Annotated in this window: 23 protein-coding genes and 1 pseudogene; 14 read left to right on the forward strand and 10 right to left on the reverse strand. The window is 64.2% G+C overall.

Annotation, left to right across the window (positions count from 1 at the left end):
- Positions 1–245: 245 nt before the first annotated feature.
- Positions 246–1,709, forward strand: a complete 1,464-nt coding sequence (locus ACSBOB_RS17120) for a calcium-binding protein (protein ID WP_442583580.1) — start codon at positions 246–248, stop codon at positions 1,707–1,709.
- Positions 1,710–1,846: 137 nt separating this feature from the next.
- On the opposite strand, the gene ACSBOB_RS17125 is transcribed toward ACSBOB_RS17120, so the two are convergent.
- Positions 1,847–3,160 (reverse strand): DUF1513 domain-containing protein, encoded by a 1,314-nt coding sequence (locus ACSBOB_RS17125; protein WP_442583581.1) that lies wholly within the window; start codon positions 3,158–3,160, stop codon positions 1,847–1,849.
- 339 nt (positions 3,161–3,499) lie between these two features.
- On the opposite strand from ACSBOB_RS17125, the gene lon reads away from it, so the two are divergent.
- The 3 genes from lon to ACSBOB_RS17140 all read left to right on the forward strand — a co-directional run bounded on the left by lon (position 3,500) and on the right by ACSBOB_RS17140 (position 8,002).
- A complete protein-coding gene (lon, locus tag ACSBOB_RS17130; protein WP_442583582.1) occupies positions 3,500–5,908 on the forward strand; it encodes an endopeptidase La in 2,409 nt (802 codons plus the stop codon).
- Positions 5,909–6,105: 197 nt separating this feature from the next.
- A complete protein-coding gene (hupB, locus tag ACSBOB_RS17135; RefSeq protein ID WP_442583583.1) occupies positions 6,106–6,378 on the forward strand; it encodes a DNA-binding protein HupB in 273 nt (90 codons plus the stop codon).
- Positions 6,379–7,189: 811 nt separating this feature from the next.
- Positions 7,190–8,002, forward strand: a complete 813-nt coding sequence (locus ACSBOB_RS17140) for a tetratricopeptide repeat protein (RefSeq protein WP_442583584.1) — start codon at positions 7,190–7,192, stop codon at positions 8,000–8,002.
- Between the two features lie 64 nt (positions 8,003–8,066).
- Here the strand turns inward: ACSBOB_RS17140 and ACSBOB_RS17145 are convergent, their stop codons facing one another.
- The 3 genes from ACSBOB_RS17145 to ACSBOB_RS17155 form a co-directional block, all read right to left on the reverse strand.
- Entirely contained in the window at positions 8,067–9,089 is a 1,023-nt protein-coding gene (locus ACSBOB_RS17145) for a CorA family divalent cation transporter (RefSeq protein ID WP_442583585.1), read from the reverse strand.
- A gap of 100 nt (positions 9,090–9,189) precedes the next feature.
- Positions 9,190–9,600 (reverse strand): hypothetical protein, encoded by a 411-nt coding sequence (locus ACSBOB_RS17150; protein ID WP_442583586.1) that lies wholly within the window; start codon positions 9,598–9,600, stop codon positions 9,190–9,192.
- An 11-nt stretch (positions 9,601–9,611) separates the two neighbouring features.
- Complete coding sequence (locus ACSBOB_RS17155) at positions 9,612–10,223, reverse strand: TIGR00730 family Rossman fold protein (protein WP_442583587.1); 612 nt, start codon at positions 10,221–10,223, stop codon at positions 9,612–9,614.
- Between the two features lie 266 nt (positions 10,224–10,489).
- Here ACSBOB_RS17155 and ACSBOB_RS17160 point away from each other — a divergent pair, with 266 nt between their 5' ends.
- Positions 10,490–12,331 (forward strand): LysM peptidoglycan-binding domain-containing protein, encoded by a 1,842-nt coding sequence (locus ACSBOB_RS17160; protein WP_442583588.1) that lies wholly within the window; start codon positions 10,490–10,492, stop codon positions 12,329–12,331.
- 99 nt (positions 12,332–12,430) lie between these two features.
- Here ACSBOB_RS17160 and ACSBOB_RS17165 read toward each other — a convergent pair whose 3' ends face one another.
- Positions 12,431–12,730, reverse strand: a complete 300-nt coding sequence (locus ACSBOB_RS17165; protein ID WP_442583589.1) for a putative quinol monooxygenase — start codon at positions 12,728–12,730, stop codon at positions 12,431–12,433.
- 156 nt (positions 12,731–12,886) lie between these two features.
- On the opposite strand from ACSBOB_RS17165, the gene ACSBOB_RS17170 reads away from it, so the two are divergent.
- From ACSBOB_RS17170 to pssA, 8 genes are all read left to right on the forward strand, one after another.
- On the forward strand, positions 12,887–13,231 hold the full coding sequence (locus ACSBOB_RS17170; RefSeq protein ID WP_442583590.1) for an ArsR/SmtB family transcription factor: 345 nt from the start codon (positions 12,887–12,889) through the stop codon (positions 13,229–13,231).
- A gap of 67 nt (positions 13,232–13,298) precedes the next feature.
- Positions 13,299–15,185 carry an ABCB family ABC transporter ATP-binding protein/permease gene (locus tag ACSBOB_RS17175; protein WP_442583591.1) on the forward strand — a complete coding sequence of 629 codons (1,887 nt, stop codon included), beginning with the start codon at positions 13,299–13,301 and terminating at the stop codon, positions 15,183–15,185.
- Positions 15,186–15,323: 138 nt separating this feature from the next.
- A complete protein-coding gene (locus ACSBOB_RS17180) occupies positions 15,324–15,647 on the forward strand; it encodes an ArsR/SmtB family transcription factor (RefSeq protein WP_442583592.1) in 324 nt (107 codons plus the stop codon).
- On the forward strand, positions 15,644–16,054 hold the full coding sequence (locus ACSBOB_RS17185) for an SRPBCC family protein (protein ID WP_442583593.1): 411 nt from the start codon (positions 15,644–15,646) through the stop codon (positions 16,052–16,054). The genes ACSBOB_RS17180 and ACSBOB_RS17185 overlap by 4 nt, the downstream gene beginning before the upstream one ends.
- Positions 16,055–16,087: 33 nt before the next feature.
- Complete coding sequence (locus ACSBOB_RS17190) at positions 16,088–16,573, forward strand: DUF1801 domain-containing protein (protein ID WP_442583594.1); 486 nt, start codon at positions 16,088–16,090, stop codon at positions 16,571–16,573.
- A gap of 59 nt (positions 16,574–16,632) precedes the next feature.
- Entirely contained in the window at positions 16,633–17,070 is a 438-nt protein-coding gene (locus tag ACSBOB_RS17195) for a DUF1801 domain-containing protein (RefSeq protein ID WP_442583595.1), read from the forward strand.
- Between the two features lie 386 nt (positions 17,071–17,456).
- Positions 17,457–18,155, forward strand: coding sequence for a phosphatidylserine decarboxylase (locus ACSBOB_RS17200; protein ID WP_442583596.1), 699 nt, complete (start codon positions 17,457–17,459; stop codon positions 18,153–18,155).
- Positions 18,156–18,158: 3 nt separating this feature from the next.
- The gene (gene pssA, locus ACSBOB_RS17205) at positions 18,159–18,980 is read left to right on the forward strand and encodes a CDP-diacylglycerol--serine O-phosphatidyltransferase (protein ID WP_442583597.1); all 822 of its coding nucleotides are present in this window, start codon (positions 18,159–18,161) and stop codon (positions 18,978–18,980) included.
- A gap of 94 nt (positions 18,981–19,074) precedes the next feature.
- Here pssA and ACSBOB_RS17210 read toward each other — a convergent pair whose 3' ends face one another.
- The 3 genes from ACSBOB_RS17210 to ACSBOB_RS17220 form a co-directional block, all read right to left on the reverse strand.
- Complete coding sequence (locus ACSBOB_RS17210; RefSeq protein WP_442583598.1) at positions 19,075–21,303, reverse strand: AMP-binding protein; 2,229 nt, start codon at positions 21,301–21,303, stop codon at positions 19,075–19,077.
- 278 nt (positions 21,304–21,581) lie between these two features.
- Positions 21,582–22,469, reverse strand: a complete 888-nt coding sequence (locus ACSBOB_RS17215; RefSeq protein ID WP_442583599.1) for a DMT family transporter — start codon at positions 22,467–22,469, stop codon at positions 21,582–21,584.
- Positions 22,470–22,601: 132 nt separating this feature from the next.
- Entirely contained in the window at positions 22,602–23,348 is a 747-nt protein-coding gene (locus ACSBOB_RS17220) for an SDR family NAD(P)-dependent oxidoreductase (protein WP_442583600.1), read from the reverse strand.
- Positions 23,349–23,535: 187 nt separating this feature from the next.
- On the opposite strand from ACSBOB_RS17220, the gene ACSBOB_RS17225 reads away from it, so the two are divergent.
- The gene (locus ACSBOB_RS17225; protein WP_442583601.1) at positions 23,536–23,949 is read left to right on the forward strand and encodes a DoxX family protein; all 414 of its coding nucleotides are present in this window, start codon (positions 23,536–23,538) and stop codon (positions 23,947–23,949) included.
- A gap of 69 nt (positions 23,950–24,018) precedes the next feature.
- On the opposite strand, the gene ACSBOB_RS17230 is transcribed toward ACSBOB_RS17225, so the two are convergent.
- A complete protein-coding gene (locus ACSBOB_RS17230) occupies positions 24,019–24,309 on the reverse strand; it encodes a helix-turn-helix domain-containing protein (protein ID WP_442583602.1) in 291 nt (96 codons plus the stop codon).
- A 24-nt stretch (positions 24,310–24,333) separates the two neighbouring features.
- A pseudogene (locus tag ACSBOB_RS17235) lies at positions 24,334–24,471 on the reverse strand (type II toxin-antitoxin system RelE/ParE family toxin); the annotation flags it as partial.
- Positions 24,472–24,616 lie beyond the last annotated feature (145 nt).

Consider the following 24,616-nt stretch of genomic DNA (forward strand, 5'->3'; position numbering starts at 1 on the left):
CGGATGTTGGTTTCCCTGAAAATACCTTTCCTCGGACGCGCGGGCGAGGCGCGGGTTAGCGGCTTGAGACATCTGCATAATCTAAAATGTGACTGTTGCAGCATAAATTTGTGCAACTGTCCAATTTTCGCCGTAAACCCGGCAATTTCTGGTCGCCTGAAACTTCATGGGTGCCGGACTTCGCGGACGCGGGCGGCGTAGGCCGAAGCGACTGTAATCCGGACCGGCAGGCCGGAGGAAAATGCATGCCGACCGTCAACCAGATCGCCGACTCCGATGTGCTCGGGCTCGGCGGCATGTTGAGCTTTCAACTCACCCAGGCCGCCCAGAAAGAAGCGGGCAGCGACATATTGTTCAAGACCGCGACCGGCTTCGTCTGGGGCCGCGCCGATGCCGCCGGCTCGCCGGGCGCTTTCGACATTCGGCCGGGCGGCATCGTTGTCAAGGGAACCGGCATCACCTACGGCGCCGACGGGCTGCCGAACGGCGGAACGATAACCAGCGTCGGCGTCATCCTCGACGGGACGGCCCAGGGCAATGTCGTCACCTCTTCGTCGCTGTTCGACATCACCGGCCTTGCCATTGATGGCGTGACCTTCCGCAATTCGTTCATCACAGCTTTCCAGACCGGCAATTCCGTGCCGATCGAGAATATCTTCTTCGTGCTGCCCTGGACCTACAATGGCAGCGCCGACGGCGACTTCTTCCACGGCAAGAACCTGGCCGATACCATTTTCGGCAATGACGGCAACGACGAACTGTTCGGCGCGGGCGGCAACAACAAGCTGTTCGGCGGCGCCGGCGACGATTTCCTGCGCGGCGGCGGCCCGGGCGCCGATTATCTCAGCGGCGGCACCGGCATCGATGTCGCGGATTATTCGGATTCGGGAACAGGCGTCACCGTCAGCCTGACCGATCCGACGCTCAACACCGGGAACGCTGCCGGCGACACCTACAATTCGATCGAGAATTTGCGCGGCTCTACCTTGAACGACACGCTCCATGGCAATGCCGGGGCGAACAGAATCGACGGCAACCTCGGATCCGACACGCTCCGGGGGCTTGCCGGAAGCGACAGCCTCGCCGGCCGCTCTGGCGACGACGTTCTGATCGGCGGGACGGGCGCCGACGAACTCGACGGCAGCGACGGCAATGACACCGCCTCTTATGCCGAAGCGACCGCGGGCGTGGTCGCAAGCCTTGCCAACCCGTCCATCAACACAGGCGAGGCCGCGGGCGACACCTATATCCAGGTCGAGGACCTGACCGGCAGCGGTTTTGCCGATCGGCTTTTCGGCAATAATTCCGTCAACGCCATCGCCGGAGGCGGGGGCAACGACATCATCAAGGGGTATGGCGGCAAGGATTTTTTGAGCGGTGGCGCCGGTCAGGACGTCTTCGTTTTCAACTCGAAGCTGAACGCCACGACCAATGTCGATGCCGTCACCGACTACAACGTCGCCGCCGACACGGTGCAACTCGACAAGGTGGTCTTCACGGCGCTGACGACGCTCGGCACGCTGGCGGCTTCGGCCTTCAAGAACATGGACGCCGCACCGATCGATGCCAGCGACCGCATCATCTACAAGCAGAGCACCGGCAACCTCTATTACGACGCCGACGGATCGGGCACGGGTTTCGCGGCGATAAAATTCGCGACGATCACCAACAACGCGATTCTCACCAATGCGGATTTCGTGGTGATCTGAGATCGAGGCGAGGCAGACCTGCAACGGGCGGGGTTTTGGGCTTTTGGCGCTCCGTACCTTGGGCACGTTGCACGATCCAGACCGCCACAAGTTTCGGTTCGGCCTGACCTGAAGCCGCAGGCCTTGACCGGCCGGCGCTACGCCGACGTGATGTGGCTGTGGCCGAAGAACATCGGGTAACGGCAGAGTTCGCGCACCAGCCGGTGCGAGCCGCGCTCGAATACGAACAGGTTCTCCCAGTGGCCGGTGACGGCGTAGTGCACGCCGTCGGGCAGCAGTGTGATGCCGCAGGGATAGCGCATGCCGAAGATGCGCGTGTCGACGCGATCGACGATCGCGCCCGTCGCGCCGTCGAAGATCATCAGTTGGTGCGTGGTGGGGTAGCTTGCCAGCACCTGGTCGTGGCGCTCGTCGTAGCGGATGGAGAGCCCGTGGCGCATAAGCCTGTTGGCGGTGCGGTCGCCCATCTTGCCGATCGTCTTGCGCGAGGCGTCGTATTTCAGCGTCGCCACTGGCATGTAGTTCTGACCGGGTTCGGTCGTCATGTCGGCCTCGTAGGCGACGTTATCTTCGGCGTGGATGCGCGCATCCTCCCGGTCGCTGCCGTAAAGCGCCTGGATCGCGAAGATGCGGTCGAGGTTTCCGGCGGCTAGATGGCGCAGTTCGACCTTGCCGCGACCGGTCTTGCGCTTGTCGACCAGCTTTCCGCTCGACAGTTCGACGACGGTGATCGATGCCTCGACGACGGTGCGCGGCACGGTATGGGCGCCGGTCTTGGCCGAAACCGTCGATCCATAGTTGGCCGCGACGATGTATTTGCCGTCGGACGTCAGCCTTATATCGTGCGGGTCGATGCCGTGGGTCGAGTAGCTGTCGGCGATCTTCAGCGTCTTGGGGTCGCGGATGGTCAGGCGGCCGTAATGCGCCTCCGGCTTGCCCTGGTAGACGGCGGTGGGCGCGCGCTCGGACATGACGACCGTTTTGCCGCCGTCGATGAAGACGGCGTGGCCGCCGCCGTTCCAGCCTTCCGAGAAGGACGGGGCAAGGGCCGCCATCTCCAGCGTGTCGGGGTCGAAGGCGGTATGGTTGCGGCCGTCCATCGAACATAAGACGCCGATCGAGCGGTCAGGGGCGACCTCGACGTCGTGGGCGGCGACCGGCAGCAGCGTCTGCCGTATCGAGCCGTCGAAGCCGATGCGCGTCAGCATTTTCTGCAGGCCGTTCGTGTCGGGAAGGTCTCGGTTGAAGCGCCGGTTGCCCGATACGGGCTTGCCATTGGCGAAGGCGTGGTCCGGGTAATAGCCCGGCACATAGACGGCGACGTTCTTGAGCTTACGCGGGACGGCGCCCGGCTTTCGCGCTTCGGGAGGCGCGGCCGGCGCCGCCGGCGTCGCCGCGGCGAGACCAAGCAGCGCGCCGCCGGTCAGCAGTCCACGTCGGTCGATCTTCACAGGACGGCGGTTTCGGCACGAGGAGCGCAGCGCTCGACACAGGACTCAACACGGGAAAGGAACATGCTCTTCGAACTCTGCACTGCCACCCTCTAAGCACCGGAGTGTCGCGGAAGATGCGGTTGCGATCAAGCCGAAAGCTTGTAGGCTTGGGCCGGCGATGACGGCTGCATACACGCCCTTGATCTTTGGTCGGCGCAACGCCAACTATCACGGTGAAGTCAGGGGCTTCCTTCCGTGCTAACAGGGCCGCACCATTCGGCAATAGGCGGAGAGGCTTGTGCCCGCTAGTATGAGATTCGCGGTTGGCTGACGCGGCCGCGGAAGAAAGGTTTTAAAATGGCCAAACTACCCCGCACACCCGGCAACGGCGTCTACGCAGTCCTCCCGCTGCGCGACATCGTGGTGTTCCCGCACATGATCGTGCCGCTCTTCGTCGGGCGTGAAAAGTCGATCAAGGCGCTGGAGGAGGTGATGGGCGCCGAGAAGCAGATTCTTCTCGCCACCCAGATGAATGCCGCCGACGACGATCCGGAGGCCGATGCGATCTACGACATCGGCACGCTGGCCAACGTCCTGCAATTGCTCAAGCTGCCCGATGGCACCGTCAAGGTGCTGGTCGAAGGCACCGCGCGCGCCAAGATATCGGGCTTCACCGAGCGTACCGATTTCCATGAGGCGCGTGCCGTCGTGCTCGAGGAGCCGGCGGAAGAGGAGATCGAGGTCGAGGCCCTGGCGCGTTCCGTCATCGCCGACTTCGAGAACTATGTGAAGCTGAACAAGAAGATCTCCCCCGAGGTGGTTGGCGCTGCCGGCCAGATCGAGGATTTCTCCAAGCTCGCCGACACGGTCGCCTCGCATCTCGCCATCAAGATCCCCGAGAAGCAGGAGATGCTCGGCACGCTCTCCGTCAAGGAGCGTCTCGAGAAGGCGATGGGCTTCATGGAGGCCGAGATCTCCGTCCTGCAGGTGGAGAAGCGCATCCGCTCGCGTGTAAAACGCCAGATGGAGAAGACGCAGCGCGAGTACTACCTCAACGAGCAGATGAAGGCGATCCAGAAGGAGCTTGGCGAGGGCGAGGACGGCCGCGACGAGGCCGCCGAGATCGAGGCGCGCATCAAGAAGACCAAGCTTTCCAAGGAGGCTCGGGAAAAGGCGGAAGCCGAACTGAAGAAGCTGCGTTCGATGTCGCCGATGTCGGCCGAGAGCACCGTCGTGCGCAACTATCTCGACTGGCTGCTGTCGATCCCGTGGTCGAAGAACTCGAAGGTCAAGCAGGACCTGAACTTTTCGCAGGAAGTGCTGGACGCCGATCATTTCGGCCTGGACAAGGTCAAGGATCGCATCGTCGAATATCTCGCCGTGCAGAGCCGCCAGAAGAAGCTGAAGGGGCCGATTCTTTGCCTCGTAGGCCCTCCCGGCGTCGGCAAGACCTCGCTCGGCAAGTCGATCGCCAAGGCGACCGGCCGCGAGTTCGTGCGCATGGCGCTGGGCGGTGTGCGTGACGAGGCCGAGATTCGCGGCCACCGGCGGACTTATATCGGCTCGATGCCCGGCAAGGTCATCCAGTCGATGAAGAAGGCCAAGAAGTCCAACCCGCTCTTCCTGCTCGACGAGATCGACAAGATGGGCCAGGATTTCCGCGGCGATCCGTCGTCGGCCCTGCTTGAGGTGCTGGATCCGGAGCAGAACGCAACGTTCATGGATCACTATCTGGAGGTCGAATACGACCTGTCGAGCGTGATGTTCGTGACCACCGCCAATACGTTGAACATCCCTGCGCCCCTGATGGACCGCATGGAGATCATCCGTATCGCCGGCTACACGGAGGACGAGAAGGTCGAGATCGCGAAGCGGCACCTGATGCCGAAGGTGACGCGCGACCATGCGCTTCAGCCGAAGGAGTTCTCGGTCGCTGACGAGGCGATCCGCGGCATCATCCAGACCTACACGCGGGAAGCCGGCGTGCGCAGCCTCGAGCGCGAGCTGATGAAGCTCGGGCGTAAGGCTGTCACCGAGATCATCAAGACCAAGAAGAAGTCGGTGAAGATCACGGCGAAGAACCTTGAGGACTATCTTGGCGTTCCGCGCTTCCGCTTCGGCATGGCGGAATCGGACGATCAGGTCGGCGTGGTCACGGGTCTTGCCTGGACGGAGGTCGGCGGCGAATTGCTGACGATCGAAGGCGTCATGATGCCCGGTAAGGGCAAGATGACGGTCACCGGCAATCTGAAGGATGTGATGAAGGAATCGATCTCGGCGGCGGCGTCCTATGTCCGCTCAAGGGCGATCGACTTCGGCATCGAGCCGCCGCTGTTCGACAAGCGCGACATCCACGTCCACGTTCCGGAAGGTGCTACGCCCAAGGACGGGCCGTCGGCTGGCGTCGCCATGGCGACGGCGATCGTCTCCGTGCTGACCGGCATTCCTGTGCGGGCCGATATCGCCATGACCGGCGAGATCACGCTGCGGGGCAGGGTGCTGCCGATCGGCGGTCTGAAGGAGAAGCTCCTGGCCGCACTTCGCGGCGGCATCAAGAAGGTGCTTATCCCCGAGGAGAACGCCAAGGATCTTGCCGAGATCCCCGACAACGTGAAGAGCGGCATGGAGATCGTGCCGGTTTCGCGGGTCGGCGAGGTGCTGCGCCACGCGCTGGTCCGCATGCCCGAGCCGATCGAGTGGACGGAGCCGGTCGAGGCGGTTGCAACCAAGCCCGGCGAGGATGCAGGCAAGGCGCTCGCCCACTAATTCTTGGTGGAATGCGCGACTATCGGAAAGCCGGGCCTTGCGCCCGGCTTTTTCATGTGACAAACGGCGGAACTCCGGGATTTCTGCCGCGTTGGCGTGGCGCCCCGGCAGGGAGACTTGGAACAAGAAACTCCGATAAGGTCCGTTATCCGGCGGTTGCATCCCTGGTCCCGGATTTCTCATGGAAGGAACTATTGATGAACAAGAACGAACTGGTTTCCGCGGTTGCAGAGTCGGCCAAGCTTTCCAAGACCGACGCTCAGTCCGCGGTCGAGGCAGTGTTCTCGGTGATCACCGGGGAGTTGAAGTCCGGCGGCGACGTGCGGCTGGTCGGTTTTGGTAATTTCAGCGTTTCCAAGCGTGCCGCTTCGACCGGCCGCAACCCGCAGACCGGCGCGGAAGTGCAGATCCCGGCGCGTACCGTGCCGAAGTTCACCGCCGGCAAGGGTCTCAAGGACGCCGTCAACTGAGCCTTTGAAACCATTCTCTCTCTGGAGCCGGACTTGGTCCGGTTCCGGAAATTGACAGCCCCGTCGTTTTCGGCGGGGTTTTGTTTTTTGCGGCCATGAGCGAGGCCGGCGTGCCGCCGCCCGGCCAAGTCGCTGTCAAGCAACGTCATCCGCTCGATTTGTGACGATTCAGCAACAGTTTCTCAAGAAGGATTGCGGTAGAAAAGGGCAGGGCAAAATTGCCCACTTCCCGCCATAAACCCGGAGCACCCGGAAGAGGTCTTGCGGCGGGGCCCGGGACGACCCGTAGCCGCCGGCACTGCGGCCAGGAAAAGAATGCGCGGTTTTGTACCTTTCAAGTCCTGCCTCGGCGATGGCGCGGTAAGCGCGATGCGACTGGGTCAGTCGATTCGTAATGGCACAAGCCTGAAACACCCGGTAGCCGGCAAGGCTTGCCTGAGGATTGCAGCCGATACGCATGGCACGAGGGGCGGTCGCCCCACTTTGGTCGAATTGGACCGGCATTGTCGGGTGGTCGACGGGTTCGGCTTGGACGTGATCCAGAGCCTTTCCAGTTTCGGCAGCCGTGTCTCGGGTGACCGGTACGATATTTCAGGGGACCGTGGAGTGCAGTCGGCGGCGTGCGGGCATCTTGCCCGTGCCGGGCGAGCTGTCGCGCGGTCCCTTTCGCGTCGCGGTGCGGCGCGCATGAGAGGAACAGGCATGGCGGGTGGCCGGCAGTTGCGGGTCGTCGGCCTTGGGAATGTCACGTCGGGGGTGAGCGCTTTTGTTTTCTCAAGGCCCGCCACCGGGAGTTCAGAAAAAGACTGCAATGCGTAGTTCGTCAGTTGTGAAATCGGGTGTGATGACGGCGCTTCTGGCTGGGGCCATTCTGGCGGCCGGGCCGGCGCGCGCCTTCGACGAGCGCATTTTCGACGACAAGGGCGAGGTGAAAGCGCAGTCCAACCCGTGGGCGGTCTTCCAGTTCGGCTTCAGCGCCTACAAGAGCGGCCACAAGGAGCAGGCTGTGGAGGCGTACCGCTACGCCGCCGAAAAGGGCCAGCTCGGCGCCACATGGAAGCTGGCGCGCATGTATGCCGAGGGCGACGGTGTCGACCGTAACGACTACGAGGCGTTCAAGTTCTTCAGCGAGATCGCCGATCAGGACGTCGAGCCCGGCAGCCCGGAGGAAAGTTACATGTCCGACGCGCTGGTGGCATTGGGCAGCTACTGGCAGAGCGGCATTCCCGGCAGCCCCGTCGAGGCCAATGCGGCCGCCGCCCAGCAATATTACATGCGGGCCGCCGCCAACTACCGCAATCCGAACGCCCAGTTCGAGATGGGCAAGATGTTCCTCAAGGGCGACGGCGTGAAGAAGAGCGTCCAGCAGGCCGGCCGCTGGCTGCAGCTTGCCGCCGAGAAGGGCCATGCCGGCGCGCAGGCGACGCTTGGCAATCTGCTGTTCCAGAGCGGCAAGGTGGTGCGCGGGCTTGCGATGATGACCGCCGCGCTCGAACGCGCCCCGGCCTCGGACAAGGGCTGGATCCGCGGCATGCAGGAGGAAGCGTTCGCGCTCGCGCCCGAGTCCGACCGCCGCACGGCGATCGCCCTGGCGGAAGATTATCTGACCAAGGGCACGCAGTAGATTTGCCGCGTTTTTTTGGTGCGTCCTTGGCAGGCAAACCTCAAGGACGCAGGGTCAATGCCCACTACATTCCGTCGCCCAGCCGCCGCACGAAATACAGCGTGCCGAACGCGACGCCAAGCGACAGCACCGTGACGACCCAGAAACCGGCGCCGTAGCCTACGAAGGGCAGGCCTCCGACATTCATGCCGAACAGGCCGGAGATGATGGTCATCGGCAAAAGCACGGCGGTCATCACCGACAAGATGTAGAGCAGCCGGTTCGACTGCGCCGACAGTTTTGCCATCAGCTCGTCCTGCAGCAGCCTTGCGCGCGCCTGCAACTGCTCGCTGTCATGGTGCACCATGAAGGCATGGTGCGAAAGGCGCGCCGTCATGTCGATCAGCGTTTCCGACAGGTCGTGCCGGTGCGCGTGGTCCAGATGTTTGAACAGGCCGGTTAGGCTGGCCATCTGCCGGTGGATCACCACCAGCTTGCGCCGCACGTCGACCAGCGACTGCCGCTCATTGTGCCATGCGTCACAGACAATGCGATCCTCGATGCCGTCGAGCTGGTCGCCGATCTCGGCAAGCTCGGCACTGATGCGGTCGAGCGACTGGTTCATCACCGCCTCGATCAGGTCGGCCGGCGAGCGGAAGGCGCGCGACCGCTTGTCGATCACCGTCCGGATGGCGTCGACCGAGCGCAGCGGCTGCTTTCGTGCGCCGATCAGCATCTTGGCGTCGAAAGCGAAGCGGAAATGTCCGCGTCCACGCGCTTCCTTCGAATAGTCGTGGCGCAGATCCGGCAGGTCGCCATAGAGCCAGGCATCCTCGAGGTCGATGTGGCAGTCGAACCCCGAACTCAGGAACGCTTCGCGCACCGGGTCGGGCAGGGCGCCCTCCGCGGCGATCTCGTTGCGGGCGCGGGCGTCGGTGATGTGATAGCTGCGCCACGACCAGCTGGACGCCGCCGGGTCCCTAGTCTGGAAACCGTTCGCGTCGAAATGATAGATGAAGAACAGCCCGTGCTCGTCCGGCGTAGCTTTTGCAAGCAGGTTTTCGCGCTGCTCGGCGGCAAGTTTTTCGGATCGCGTGATGTCGTCCATGGCACAGGTCCGTCGTCGTCGGTCAGATGTCTATAACACGACGCTCTCTATCACGCCGCACGCTTCGCATGCGTGACGAAGGAAGGGATTGCCAACAGCCTTATTCCTCGTCCACCGACCATTGAGAAATATCGTCAATTGGGCGGGGAAGACGGCCTTCAAGCCATTCCGCGACCGTATCGGGAGCCATTCGCTCTGTCGGACATTCGATTACCCAGCTCAGAAAGTCTCTCGGTCCGCCGTTCATATAGGGCGGCGGCGAAACCGGCCTGAACACTGTGGGCAACGGCTCGTCAAGGAAAAGATAGTTCAGCACGTGGCCAAATTCCTGGACGGCGTTCCAGGCGAGCGGATGATCGATATCGAGCGAAAACTTCACCCACCACACGCCATTGTCGATGCCGGTGCCAAAGCCGCGCGACGGAGTGTCGTTGCGAGAAACCGCAGGCACGCGGGCCAAAAAATCCAGCAGCCGATGGAAGATCGCATCATGCGTGTCGAAATCGGCCATGGCCACCACCTTCACATCTTGTCGATGACCGCCTCGTCCCCCTCCGTCGGCGTGCCGGTGTTGGCGGCTTCGACCAGAATTCCCGGCACGATCGCCTCCGCGCGGTCGATCACCAGCGGCTGCACGAGATGGCCGGTGTGGATAAAGCCCTCGACGCGCATATGGTCCATCAGCGCCAGCATCGGCTGCCAGAAACCGGCGATGTTGGCGAAGACGATCGGCTTACGGTGGTGGCCGAGCTGGCCCCAGGTCATGATCTCGACGATCTCCTCGACCGTGCCGATGCCGCCCGGCAGCGCCACAAAGGCGTCGGATTCCTGGAACATCCTGTGTTTGCGCTCATGCATGCTGTCGGTGACGACGATGTCGTCGAACTTGCCGAGGCTTGCTTCCGTCGCTTCCCGGTTGAGAAGGAAGCGCGGGATTATGCCGGTCACCTTGCCCCCGGCTCGGAGCGCGCCGTCGGCGACAGCACCCATGATCCCCTTGGTGCCGCCGCCATAGACAAGGCGCAGGCCTGCTTCGGCGATCGATCGCCCGAGCGTATGGCCGGCCTTCATGTAGATGTCGCTCCGGCCCGGCGACGAGCCGCAGTAGACGCAGACGGATCGAATCGTGTTCATGCTGTGATTGGTTAGTGCGTCGGCCGTTCCGGTCAAGGGAAGAAAACGGGCATTTCCTTGTCGCTGCCGCCAAAACAGGCTAGACCGCGCTTAGGTGGCAAAAGGACCTTGTAGAAAAAGGCCATGCCCAGGGGAAATGGGGCGTTTGTCGCGGCGCGAGGCGAAGGGCCGGTCGTACGGTGGTACGCAGCCCCAGGATGCCGCGGGACAGCCTTGTCAAGCCCGGCGTCGCCTGTATCGGAAGTTCGCTAAGGGGCAAACGGAATATGGCACTTTCACCGATCAAGGTACTGTTGTTCCTGGCGGGGGGATCGGTTGCCGTGGGCGGAACCGCCTATGTCGCGGGCGTCTTCGATCCCTTCCTGAAACCGCAGGTTCCGGCGGTGACCGATGCAGCGCCGGAAGCCCAGAAACTTGCCGCCCTGCCGCCCTCGGAAGCGACCGTGGAAAACCCGACCGCGCCGGCTGGTACGCAGGCGCCTTCGGTCGAGGTCCCCAAGCCGCCGGCCGGCGACGCGCCCGCCGCGTCAACCCCGCCGGCGCCGGCCGGCGAAACGGCCCCGGCCTCCGCCGCCGAGCCGCCTGCCGCTGAACTCAAGCCCGAGCCCAAGGTCGAGGCCCCGGCCTTCGACCTGGTGCGCGTCGAGGCCGACGGGTCGATCGTCATCGCCGGCCGTGCCGCGCCCAACGCGAAGGTCGAGGCCATCATCGGCTCGCGTGTCATCGGCAGCGCCATCGCCGGAGCGGGCGGCGATTTCGCCATCGTGCTCGACGAGCCGCTGAAGCCCGGCGACTACCAGATCGTGCTTCGGTCGACCACGGCCGACAATGTCGTGGCGATGTCCACCGAGACGGCTGTCGTGTCGATCCCCGACTCGTCGGACGGGCAGGTGCTTGCCTTGGTCGAGGAGCCCGGCAAGCCCTCGCAACTGATCACCATGCCAGAGCCGAAGCAGGCCAATCCATCGGTCACTTCCGCTGCCGACTCCGGACCTTCGACTGCCGGCTCTACAGCCCAGGCCGACGCCAACCCGCCCGTCGCATCGGATAACAAGCCCGCTGCCGATCAACAGGCCGCCGCCGATCAACAGGCCGCCGCTGATAGCGAGGCATCAGGCAAGTCTTCGGCCGACGCCGCCACGACAGACCAGGGGGCAGCCGACACGACGGCAAAACAACAGCCCGCGCCCGATGCCGCCGCGCCGGAGCAGAAACCAATTGCCGGAAGCGAGCAGCAGGTCGCCGCGGCGACGCCCGATCCGGCGCCTGCCAAGCCCCAGCAGCAGCCGGCGGGCAAAACCAGGGTCGCAGTCGAAGCCGTCGAGATCGAAGGCCGCCGCATCTTCGTCGCCGGCACCGCCGATGCGGGCCGCGTCGTGCGCGGCTATGCCAACGAGATCCTGCTTGGTGACGCCAAAACCTCGCCCGCAGGCCGTTTCCTGATCGAGGCCGAACGCGACCTGCCGGTGGGCGACTACATCATCCGTGTCGACGCGCTTGGTCCCGACGGGGCGCAGGTGGTGGCGCGCGCCGCCGTGCCGTTCGAGCGCGAGGCCGGCGAAAACGTCGCCGCCGTCGCTTCTCCCGACGAGCCGAGGCCGGCCGCGGCCCAGCCGCAGCCCGATGCGCCGCCTGCCGGCGAGGTCGTCGCGAAAGGGACGCAACCGCGCCTGGGCAAGTCGGATGAGGCTCACCCCACGGCCACCGAAGCGCCGGCGATAGACAGCGCGACGCAGCCCGCCGTCGCCGCCGCAGCGCCCGAAAAGACCGCCGGTTCCGCGCCGGGCATGGCGGCCACCCAGCCCGCGCCCGCCGGCCAGACCGAAACGGCCGCCGCGCCGACGGAGACGCTTTCGCCAAAACTGGAGAATGTCGGCGGATCGGTCATCATCCGCCGCGGCGATTCCTTGTGGCGCATCTCGCACCGCGTCTACGGCCGCGGCCTTCGCTATTCGACCATCTATCTCGCTAACCAGCACCAGATCGACGATCCGGACCGCATCTATCCCGGCCAGGTGTTTTCGGTGCCGAGCAAGACGGAAAAGGGAGAGGAGGCCGACATGACCACGCTTGGCGAACAGGCGATATCGCCGGTGGTGCGGCAGTAGGGATACGGAACTGCGATAACAGCTTCGTTGATTTCGATCTGCCGCTGTTGACCGACGACGGTTGCGGCCCGGAACCGTTGAAACGGTCTCCTTATTCTCTCACGTTGCTCGTGACGCGCTGACCTCGTGCAGCGTCAAATCCCGGTCTGTGATGCCGAGCGTCGGCCAGGTGGCGCGCCAGCGGGCGATGTGGGCGGATGCAAAATGTGCGTCGAGCGCCGCGCGGTGCCGCCATGCCTCGGCGACATGCACCAGCCCGCCGTCGAGGAGGTCGACCGCGTAGGAATAGTTGACGCAGCCGTCCTCCGCTCGGCTGGCAAGAATCATGGTCTCCATGACCGGCCTTGCCTCTGCGAGTTTCTCTGGCCGGATGCGGAACGTCCCGGTGATCAGCAGCATGACGCTCCTCCTTTGCCCAAGCTTCTCACAAACCGCGCCTTTGCGCGATCATCCGCGCGGTGCGGGACAAAAATTGGAACAGCATGCTCCCAGCCGTTGCTGTTTCAAGTTTCATCGTTTATCGTCGATAAACGATGCAAGATCTCGATCTCAGCCATGAGGCCTGATCCGGCCACTTCCGAGCGGCTGGCCGTCCGGCTCGGCGCGCTCGCCCATCCGGCGCGGCTGGAGATCGTGAAACATCTGTCACAGGGCGATCGCTGCTGCTGCAAGGACGTCGTCGGACGGCTCGACCTCGCGCAATCCACGGTGTCCCAGCATCTCAAGGTGCTGGTCGAGGCGGGGCTGGTGCGGGTCCGGCAGGAGCGCCAGCGTTCCATATACGAGATCGACCATGAGGCGCTGTCCGGCACTGCAAAACACGTCACCGCCCTGGCGGCCGCCTGCTGTCCGTCCCGGCCGTCCGCGTGCGCTGAACCGCGCGTCATGAGTCTGGGATAGTTTGTACCAACGATCCGCGCCGGCCGCCGTTGCGGCGGAAACGGCTCCGGAAACAGGGAAGAAAAAATTGGCCGACAAGACTGTCTCGGCGGAGTCCGGCTCGACGCTGCGCACGCTGATCAATTTGAAGCCCTATATGTGGCCGGCCGAGCGCGGCGATCTGCGCATACGCGTCGCCTGGGCTACGGTCTATCTCGTCGTTTCCAAGCTCGTCCTCATCGCCGTACCCTATTTCTTCAAATGGTCGACCGACGCGCTGGTCGGCGACCACGCCCGCACGCCGCCGCTGCCGGACTGGATGCTGGTGCCTGCCGCCCTCGTCATCGCCTATAATGTCGTGCGTTTGATCCAGGTCGGCCTCAACCAGTTGCGGGACGCGCTGTTCGCCAGCGTCGGCCAGTATGCGGTGCGGAAGCTCGCCTACAAGACCTTCGTCCACATGCACGATCTGTCGCTGCGCTTCCATCTGGAACGCCGCACCGGCGGCCTGTCGCGTATCATCGAGCGCGGCGTGAAGGGCATCGAGACGATCGTCCGCTTCACCATCTTGAACACGCTGCCGACCATCCTGGAATTCGCGCTGACGGCGGTGATCTTCGCCGTCGCCTATGGCTGGATCTACGTCGTTGTCGTCGCCCTCACCGTCGCGCTCTACACCTGGTTCACGGTCTGGGCGAGCGACTGGCGCATCGCCATCCGCCGCGAGATGAACGACAGCGACACCGATGCCAACACCAAGGCGATCGACTCGCTGCTCAACTACGAGACGGTGAAATATTTCAACAACGAGCGCATGGAGGCCGAGCGCTTCGACCATTCCATGGCCCGCTACGAGAGCGCCGCCACGAAGACCTGGACCTCGCTCGGCTGGCTGAATTTCGGCCAGGGCGTCATCTTCGGCGCCGGCATGCTGGCCATCATGCTGCTGTCGGCGCGCGAGGTGCAGGCCGGCACGCAGACCATCGGCGACTTCGTCTTTTTGAACGCCATGCTGATGCAACTCTCCGTGCCGCTCAACTTCATCGGCTTCATCTACCGCGAGATCCGGCAGGGCCTGACCGACATCGAGCAGATGTTCGACCTGCTCGACGTGCCCGCCGAGATTTCCGACAAACCGGGTGCAAAGCCGCTGGTTGTTAGCGAGGGGCGCGTCGAATTCCGCGACGTGCATTTCTCCTACGATCCCGCCCGCGCGATCCTGAAAGGCATCAGCTTCGAGGTGCCGGCCGGCAAGACGGTGGCGATCGTCGGCCCGTCGGGCGCCGGAAAATCGACGATCTCGCGGCTGCTCTTCCGCTTCTACGACATCCAGTCTGGTCAGATCCTGATCGACGGCCAGGACATCAGCAGTGCCACGCAGGAGAGCCTGCGCGCCGCGATCGGCATGGTGCCGCAGGATACCGTGCTGTTCAACGACACCGTCGCCTACAATATCCGCTACGGCCGCGTCGACGCCTCAGAGGAAGATGTCCGCCAGGCCGCCGACCTCGCCCAGATCGGCCCGTTCATCGCACGCCTGCCGGAGGGCTACCGCACCATGGTCGGTGAGCGCGGGCTGAAACTGTCCGGCGGCGAGAAGCAGCGCGTGGCGATCGCCCGAACGATCCTGAAGGCGCCGCCCATCCTGATGCTCGACGAGGCGACCTCTGCGCTCGATTCGCATACCGAGCAGGAGATACAGACGGCGCTCGACATGGTGTCGCGCGGCCGCACCACCATTGTCATCGCCCACCGGCTGTCGACAGTGATTTCCGCCGACGAGATCATCGTGCTCAAGGACGGCCAGATCGCCGAGCGTGGTCACCACATCGACTTGCTTGCCAGGGGGGGGCTCTATGCCTCGATGTGGGCGCGCCAGCGCGAGGCGACCGAGGCGGAGGAACGCCTGCGCATCGCCCGCCAGGAGGACGATCTCGGCGTCATCGTCCGCCGCCGCACACCGGAGGTGGAGTAGGGCGGCGCCTTGTGCTCCAGCCTTGAACGACTCGCGGCATGCATATGCGGGCCGATTGTCCCGCTCGCTTGCCCGCTTGACGAACAAATAGCTCATTGGCTATACGTTAATCCATAGCCAATGGGGTATTGATCCCGAATGTCGGAAGTCGAGGACATTCTGTTCAGGACGCTTGCCGATCCCACCCGGCGGGCGCTCTTCGAGCGCCTCTGCCGCGAGGGGGAGAAGACGGTCGGAGCGCTGACGGCGCGTGCCGGCGTCTCGCAGCCGGTCGTCTCGAAACATCTCGGGGTGCTGAAGCAGGCCGGGCTGGTGCGAGGCCGGCACCAGGGCCGCGAGACACATTACAGCGCCAAGCCCGGCGCGCTCTCGCCGCTGGTCGACTGGACGAGCGAGATGTCCGGTTTCTGGCAAAGCCGGTTCGACGGCCTTGAGGACCTGTTGAAAAGGATGGACCAATGAGCGGGACATCCGCCGAAATACGCACCGTCATCGTCGAGCGCGAGATGGCGCATCCGCCTGAAAAACTCTGGCGCGCGCTCACCCAGCCGCACCTGATCGCGGAGTGGCTGATGAAGAACGATTTCGAGCCCGTCGCCGGCCACCGCTTCAATCTCAGCGCGGACTGGGGCGCCGTTGACTGCGAGGTGCGGACAGTCGAGCCGAACAAGGCCTTGTCCTACACGTGGAATACCAAGGATCTCCGGTCCGTCGTCACATGGTCGCTGACGCCCTCAGGCGCGGGCACGCTTCTGCGCATGGAGCAGTCGGGCTTCCGGCCGGACCAGCAGCCTTACCTCCGGGGCGCCACGGTCGGATGGCCAAGGTTCCTCGAGAGTTTGGGGCAGGTCTTGGCGCGGATGGAGTGAGGTCTGCCCGCGCGAAGCGGAGCATCAAACATCATGGTCGGGAAAACATCCAAGGGGACAGAGACCGTGGCAAAAGCCTCGAAACCGTCCAAAGCGGCGCCGAAACCGCATTCCGGCGAAGTCGTCCTCCTCTCGGGCGGCAACCCGCAGATCGCCAAGGGTTTTGGCGACGCCCCCGTGCAGGCTTACATCGCGGCCATGCCTGGCTGGAAAAGCCAAATCGGCCGCCGCCTCGACGCGCTCATCGAACGCACGGTCCCCGGCGTGAGCAAGGCGGTCAAATGGAACTCGCCGCTCTACGGCATCGAAGGCCAGGGGTGGTTCCTCGGCATCCACGTCTTCACGAGATACGTGAAGGTGGCATTCTTCCGCGGCGCGTCGCTTCGACCGCTCCCGCCCGGCGGGTCCAAGCAGAAGGACGTGCGCTACCTCGACATTTTCGAGGACGATCCGTTTGACGAAGCGCAACTTGCAGATTGGGTGAAGCAGGCAAGCGACTTGCCCGGCGAGAAGATGTGAACGCCGGACGCCCGCGCCGGCACAGAGCTATCGATCGGCACTTACCAGGAAAGCGACCCATGAAAAAAAGCACCAGCGCCGCGACGCAGGCCAAGGCATCCGCACCTCCCTCGGATCTGATCGACGCAAGGATTCGCGAACTGGGCGATTGGCGGGGCGCCACGCTCGCTCGCGTCCGGGATATTATCGGGCAGGCCGACCCCGAAATCGTCGAGGAGTGGAAGTGGCGGGGCGTTCCGGTGTGGGAACATGACGGCATCATATGCACCGGCGAGACCTACAAGGCCGTCGTCAAGCTGACCTTCGCCAAGGGCGCCGCGCTGGACGACCCGAAAAGCCTGTTCAACGCCAGCCTGGAAGGCAACACCCGCCGCGCTATCGACATCCGCGAAGGCGAGGAGATCGATGAAGAGGCACTGAAGGCCCTCATTCGCGCCGCAGTGGCATTGAACACCGCCCGCCCCGCCCGCACCGGGAAGAAAGCGGAGAGTGATTGAGCCGCGTTTCCGGATCGGGTTCGGCTTGGCGGCCTTTGCCCAGACGCGGGCTGCCCCGTCTCCAGGAGTGCTGGTGGTCGGCCACAAATAAGCTGAATTGCGTCGCCATTCCTTAAAGTCAGCACGGCGGGCGCCGGGGGAAGTTGGTTATGGGAAGGTTTTCGGCATCGTTTGCGATGTCCGGCCCGGGCAAATACGGTAAGCAAAAAGGCCTCTCGGCTCATCTAAACCCTCGATCCCGCTCAACATTGGTCGGGTTCAATTTCACCGCCCGTCCATGCGGCCATCAAAACCGTCCACAGCGCCTCCGCTAGCCTCCCATCGCGTTGCCACCCGCCTCCCCATCCCGTAAATAGACGCCATCGTTAGCAAACTGTCGGGTACCGATGTCCCTCGTCGATACAGTGAAAAATGCCTTCGTGCCGATCCACCGCGAAGGCTGGCCGTTCATCGGCGGCTTTGCCGTTGTCGCGCTGGTGCTGGGCATCTTCTCGACCAGCCTGTTCTGGGTCGGCTTGATCCTAACGGCTTGGTGCGCCTACTTTTTCCGCGATCCGCAGCGGGTGACTCCTGCCGATGACCGGCTCGTCATCAGCCCCGCCGACGGCATCGTCTCGGCGGTCGGCCCGGCCGTGCCGCCACGGGAGCTCGGCCTCGGCAGCGCCGAGATGACCCGGATCTCGGTGTTCATGAACGTCTTTTCCTGCCATGTGAATCGCTCTCCCGTCCGTGGAAGAATCACGAAAATCGAGCATCGCCCCGGAAAATTCCTCAACGCCGAACTCGACAAGGCCAGCAGTGAGAACGAAAGAAACGGCCTCGTCATCGACAGTCCGAACGGCACCGTCGCCGCCGTCCAGATCGCCGGCCTAGTGGCGCGGCGCATCGTCTGCTGGGCGGGGCAGGGCGGAAACATCGGCATTGGCGAGCGGTTCGGCCTGATCCGGTTCGGTTCGCGCGTCGATGTCTTTCTGCCGCTCGAAGCGACGCCGCGTGTCGCCGTCGGCCAGACGGCGGTGGGCGGCGAGACCGTCATCGCCGAATTCGGCGGCAGCCCCGCCGCTCCGCTGGTCCGGGTGTCGTAGCCGGTGGCCGGTCCGTTCCAGCGTTTCGAGCCGCATGGCCACGGCGGCCCGCGCATCCGCGAGATCCCGCTGAGGCTGGTCCTGCCGAACCTGATCACCGTTCTGGCGATCTGCGCCGGTCTGTCCGGCATCAGGCTGGCCTTCGAGAATCGCTTCGAGACGGCGGTGGCGATGGTGCTGGTCGCCGCCTTCCTCGACGGCATAGACGGCCGCATTGCCCGCATGCTGAAGGCGACCTCGAAATTCGGCGCGCAGATGGATTCGCTGGCCGACATCGTCAATTTCGGCGTCGCTCCCGCGCTGGTGCTCTACGCCTATCTCCTTGATCGCGCAGGCTCTCCCGGCTGGATCGCAGCGCTGCTGTTCGCCATCGCCTGTGGGCTCAGGCTGGCGCGGTTCAACGTGCTGGACGAGGACAAGACAAGGCCGGCCTGGCAGGGCGAATATTTCGTCGGTGTCCCTGCGCCAGCCGGCGCGGTCATCGTGCTGCTGCCGGTCTACCTGATCTTCATCGGCGCCTTCGAGCCCAGCCGCATCGCGGCTTTCATCGCTTCCGGTTTCACCATCCTGGTCGCCTTCCTGCTGGTCAGCCGGCTGCCGGTGTGGTCCGGCAAGCGCTTGCGCGTGCCGGGCGACACGGTGATGCCGATGATCCTCGGCGTCGTCTTCGTCGCCCTGCTGCTCTTCACCTATCCGTGGGAAACGCTGTCGGTCGGTGTGGTTGCCTATCTCGTGTTCCTGCCGTTCAGCATCCGGGCCTATTCCCGCCGGGCGGTAGTCGAAGCGGCAAAGGAGCCGCCGCCTGCTGAAGATCCAGCGAGCTGAAACGCTTGCAAGGCTCCCGGCGGAGCGTTTCGTGCTTTTGGATCAAGGCGTTGCGAGTGCGGCTTGAAGCGCCTTCGCGGAGCCGCGGATCGCCTCATGCGGCCGCAGCCAAGCCCAGTCGGTCGATCGCCAGCTTTCGGGTCGTCGGATAATCGATCTTGCCGGTGCCGAGGATCGGGATCTCGTCGACCTTGACGATGTCCTGGGGCACCGCCAGTTCGGCGATGCCGGCCTCCTTGCCGGCGCGGCGAAGCTCTGCCGCGTCCGCCTCCGCCGCCGTGGTGACCAGCACGATACGCTCGCCGCGCCTCTTGTCCGGCACTGCGACTACGGCGTGCCGATGCTCCGGCCACAGCGACTGCACCAGCATCTCGATCGCGCCGAGCGACACCATCTCGCCGGCGATCTTGGCAAAACGCTTGGCGCGCCCGCGGATGACGACAAAACCTTCGCGGTCGAACGAGACGATGTCGCCGGTGTCGTGCCAGGCTTCCGGCAGTTGCTGCAGCATGCCGGGCTTGTCGGCGGACATGTAGCCCATCATGACGTTCGGCCCGCGGATCCAGAGCCGTCCGCCGTCGGCAATGCCGTCGACCGGCTCCAGCCGCACCCGCACGCCGGGCAGCAGCCGGCCGACCGAGCCCTCGCGATTGTGCGTCGCCGTGCTGACGGCAACGACCGGCGCCGCTTCGGTCAGCCCAAAACCTTCCAGCAGGCGCGTGTCGAAGCGTTCCTTCCAGACCCGCCGCGTCTCAGCCCTGAGCGGCTCGGCGCCGGCGACCGCAAAGCGCAGGCTGGAGAAATCGTCGTCGCCCGCCGCCTTGGCGTAGGCGGAGAGAAACGTATCGGTGCTGAACAGGATGGTCGGCCGTCGTTTCGCCGCGACCTGCGGGATCTGCTTGTAATGCAGCGGCGAGGGGTAGAGCAGCGTTCGAACGCCGGTGAGCAAGGGCAGGATCAGCCCGCCAAGCAGGCCGAAGGAATGGAACACCGGCAGCACGTTCATCAGGAAATCGCGTGGTCCGACCGCCAGCCGCGCCTCGACCTGCATGGCGTTGGCGATCAGGTTCTGGTGCGACAGCACAACTGCCTTCGGCGCCCCCTCCGACCCCGAGGTGAACATGATCAGGGCCGGCGCGGCCGGATCCTGGGCGCTCACCGGGCTTTGCCAGCAGAGCGCGGCGACAAGCCGATCGAAATTGCCGATGCCGTCGCGGATATCTTCGGCCCAGACGAACCGCGCGCCACCGGCCTTCGCGGCCTCGACGATATCCTCCAGCCCGGCCTTGTCGATGAAGGCGCGCGACGAGACGATCGTGCGGATCAGCGCGGTGCGGATCGCCGAAGTGACATTCGCCGGCCCGGCCGTATAGTTGATCATGGCGGCCGTGCGGCCCGCCGACATCAGCCCGAGCAGCGAGATCGCGATACCGTTGGAATTGGGAAGCAGCACGCCGACCGCCTCGCCGGGCGCCGTCATGCGGGCGAAGCGGCCGGCGAAGATACGCGCCGCCATCAGCAATTGCCGATAGGTCAGCGTGCCGCTGATTGCGTCCTCGACGATCTGTCGGTCGGCGCCGAATCGCCTGGCCGCCCGGCGCACAGCCTGGAAAAGGCTCTGGCGCGAGAACGACATCCCGCTGCGCGCCTCGGCGACGCGGTCGAACAACACATTGGAAGCCGTGGTGTTTGCCGCTCCCGCCCGCGCCGTCAGTTCGTTGACGGTGAGCGGTTCGAGCGTGCCGACCCTCAGTCTCTGCAGCGGCCGGCGGGGAGCGTTGTCCTCGTCGACCAGCGAGAACGGCAGGTGTCGTGCGCCGTCGATGAAGATGGGCACGATGCGCGCGTCTCCCTGCAGCGCGATGCGGGAAACTGCGCGGTAGAGGCGGAAGGCGCGTGTATCGGGCTCCACGTTTTCCGGCAGGTAGACGGCGATCCGTCCCTTGCGTTTCAGCACGCGCACCAGCCTGCGGCTGACGAAGACGTGCTCGGCGTTGAAGGCGATGGTGCGTGCCAGTTCGCGCCAGGGTTCGAGCCACATGGCCTTTGCGGATTGCGCGTCGAGGATATGCAGCGTGTCGTCCGGCAGCAGCGACAGCATCAGCGCGGGATCGAGCCGCGACTGATGGGTTATGACGTAGATGACGGGCGTCTCGGCCTGCCGTGCAAGCCGAATACGGCGGTCGTCGATGCGGTAGACGAGTTTCAGCGGCAGATAGAGCAGCGCCTGCCGGAACGACAGGCCGAGCCCGATCATCAAGGCGATGCTGCCGGCCAGGTAGGCGGCCACCAGCAAACCGAGAACAATGCCAGTCAGGATCATGCCGCGCCTCCCAACCTCGTAGCAAAGTCACGTCCCGCCTCGTCCGGGCCGCAGCGTCCGGAGGGTAGTCGATCCGTGGCAGGCGTCAATGCGTCGACGGCCCAGCATATCCGACCGCCCAAAAGAAAAGCCAGCCTCGCGGCTGGCTTTAAGCGATCGACGGGCGGGGGGTGGGCATAAGGGGGATTGCCCGTCGCGAATTGAAACGCCGGTCGGCACCATTGGTTCCACGGCGCTCGAAACTTTTTTCGATTGCTTTCGCCGGTCCCAAGCCGGCCTCAGCCGCGCCTGCGAATCTGCTCTCCGCCGATCACGAGCAGGCCTGCAAAAATGATCAGTGCCGCGCCGACGAACACTTCGGGGCGCGGGATATCGTGCCAGATCAGGTAGCCGAAGATGAACGCCCAGATCAGCGACGTGTATTCGAACGGCGCGATGACGGAGGCGGCAGCGTGCTTCATGCCCGCGAAAAGCGCCAGCTGCGCCGCCCCGCCGAGAGCGCCGACCGTCACGAGCAGGATCAGTTCGTACAGCGACGGCGTCTGCCAGACGAAGATCATCGGCACGCCGGCCGCCACCAGGAAGAAGACATTGTTGAGGACGAGCTGGATGATCGTCCGCTCCTGCAAGGCGGTCTTGCGCAGCAGCACGATCGCCAGCGCCCAGAAGAACGCCGCCGCCAGCACCAGCAGGATCGGCATGGTGAGGCCGAGCTTTGCGGGATCGCAAGCGATGAACACGCCGATGAAGCCGAGGACGACCGCCCCCCAGCGCAGCAACGGCACCTTCTCGTGCAGGATGAACACCGACATGGTGGTGACGATGATCGGCGCGGCGAAATAGATCGTCGTCATTTCCGCCAGCTGCAGATATTTCGCGGCGGTGTAGTAGCAGAGCCAGGCCAAGAGGGTGAGTACGCTGCGAAGCAGCATGGGCTTGACGATCGGCGAACGGGCCGCGTCGCGGAACAGCGTCGCGCCTCCGGAGGCGAAGCACCCGGCAAGCACCACGACGCTGCGGAAGAACATCACCTGCCAGACCGAGATGCCGACCACCAGAAGCTTGATTGCCGCGTCCTGGCTCGAAAACAGGATGTAGGCGAGGCTGGTCAGCAGAATGCCGGCATAGACGCGCTCGGCCGGCTCGGCGGTCATGGCATTCGACATTGCTGCACCGTGGGGAACGCCGCAGCCGAAGGCGCGGGATGGATGCAGCACGCTATACGGCCCGGCGACGCTGCGGCGCTGCACCACGGCAGCCGGAGGATTGGCGCAGCGGCGTCGGAGACTTGCCTCGCGTTACGCCGGATCCCGGTAGCCGACGAACCGGTCGTGAGGCGCCTGATAGAGCATGCCGGTCTCAGTCAGTAGAGGGCTTGCCAGCGGCAGAATCTTGAGCGCCACGTCGGACGGATGCGGGACGCTGAGGGGATCCTCGCCCGGAACCGCCTGTGCGCGCATGGCTGTGCGCGTGCGGCCGGGGTCGAAGGAGTTGACGCGCAGCGCCATGTTCTCCGTTTCGTAGGCCCAGGAGCGGGCCAGCGCCTCGACCGCGGCCTTGGACGCGGCATATGGGCCCCAGAAGGCGCGGGCCGAATGCGCGAGACCGGAGGTCAGCAGGATGGCTCGGCCGGCATCCGAGGCGCGCAGCAGCGGGTCGACCGAGCGGATCAGCCGCCATGTCGCCGTGACGTTGACCGCCATCACCTTCTCGAAGGTTTTCGCCTCGATGTGGCCGATCGGCGAGATGACGCCGAGAATGGCGGCATTGGCGACCAGGATGTCGAGCTTGCCCCAGCGTTCGCTGATCGCGCCGCCGAGCCGGTCGATGCCTGGCATGTCGGTGAGGTCGAGCGGCACCAGCGTCGCCTGGCCGCCGGCGGTCTTGATCTCGTCGTCCAGTTCCTCGAGTCCGCCAACCGAACGCGCCACCGCGATCACATGCGCGCCGGCGGCGGCCAGATGTTTGGCGGTGAAATAGCCGATGCCGCGCGAGGCGCCGGTGACGAGCGCGATGCGGCCGGAAAGATCGGGGGCAGGGGGCATGCGAGCATCCGGTTCGAGGAGGGTAGACAGACGGCACCAGATAGGACGAATTCCTCTCCGGCGAAACCCCGAACCTCCGGCGATCATTCCGCGTCCGCATCGGCGCATCGGAATTTCGACGATGCGTGTCGGAATGCCGTGCCGCGCTGCGTCCTTGGCTTCGACAGCATCATTGAAGGATCGAACAATGGGCAGGACAGTTGCAATTCTCGTCGCCAGGCTGATCTTCGCCGGAGTGTTTGCCATGGCGGCCGCCTTCAAATTCGCCGGCATGGCGGACACTGCCGCCTACATAGCGGCGGCCGGCTTTCCGTTTCCCCTGCTTCTCGCCTGGCTGGCGGCGATCTTCGAGGTGGCGTTGGTGCTGGCCTTCCTAACTGGAGCTTTCTTTTCCGAAGCTGCCCTGTTGGCGGGCGCCTATGTGATCTTCCTGGCCTTTGCGTTTCACGGACCGTCACATTGGCAAGGCAACCAGGCCGAGTTCGGCTTCTTCGTCGATCACTTTACGTTTTTGGCTGGCCTGCTCTTCGCGGCAGTGCATGGACCCGGTGACGTGTTGGCTATGAAGCGAGGGCTGATGTGGCAGGACCGAGACGTGTAGGGCGCCGTGAATACCAGATGCTTGCTCCCGCCTTGGCGGGTATGGAGCGGAACAGTTGCTGCTACCTTGTCAAATCAACTCAAGCCGTAGCGAATGGCCCAATGCTTTCGCGGCACGTTGCAATGTATCGAGCGTCACATTGTCATCGTCGGGGTTGAGCACACGGCTCAACTGCCGACGGCTCGTCGACATGCGCGCCGCCATGTCGGTCTTGCTGATCTTTTGTTCAGCCATCGCCTCTTGCAACTGCCAAGCGATGACGCGCTTGACCGCAATCGTGGTGGCTTCGTCGTGGATGCCTTCCTCGCTGAGAAAAGCGTCAAGCGTCGAACCACGATGAGGATTCTTTTTTTCAGTCAAGGGTATGCTCCGCGTTTGGTTCGCTCATCTGGCAGACTCGTACAAACGTTTCCGCGACCGTGCCTTGTCGATCTCATCGGCTGGCGTCTTCTGGGTCTTCTTGATAAATCCATTGACCACAACCAGATCGCGGTCCTGTTGAAAAAACATCAGCCGCGCTTCCCTCTTGCTCGGAAGGCTGCTCCTGACCTCGAAAAGCCCATCGCCAAGAGGCCCGACAAAGCGGCATTCCTAGTGGAAACCCGATTTGCACAGTCCTTAGGTCGGCGCCGATTGTCAGCTTTTCGTCTTTGTTCAGCGTTCTCAG

The organism is Mesorhizobium sp. KACC 23794, from assembly GCF_052180275.1.
Taxonomy (GTDB): Bacteria; Pseudomonadota; Alphaproteobacteria; order Rhizobiales; family Rhizobiaceae; genus Kumtagia.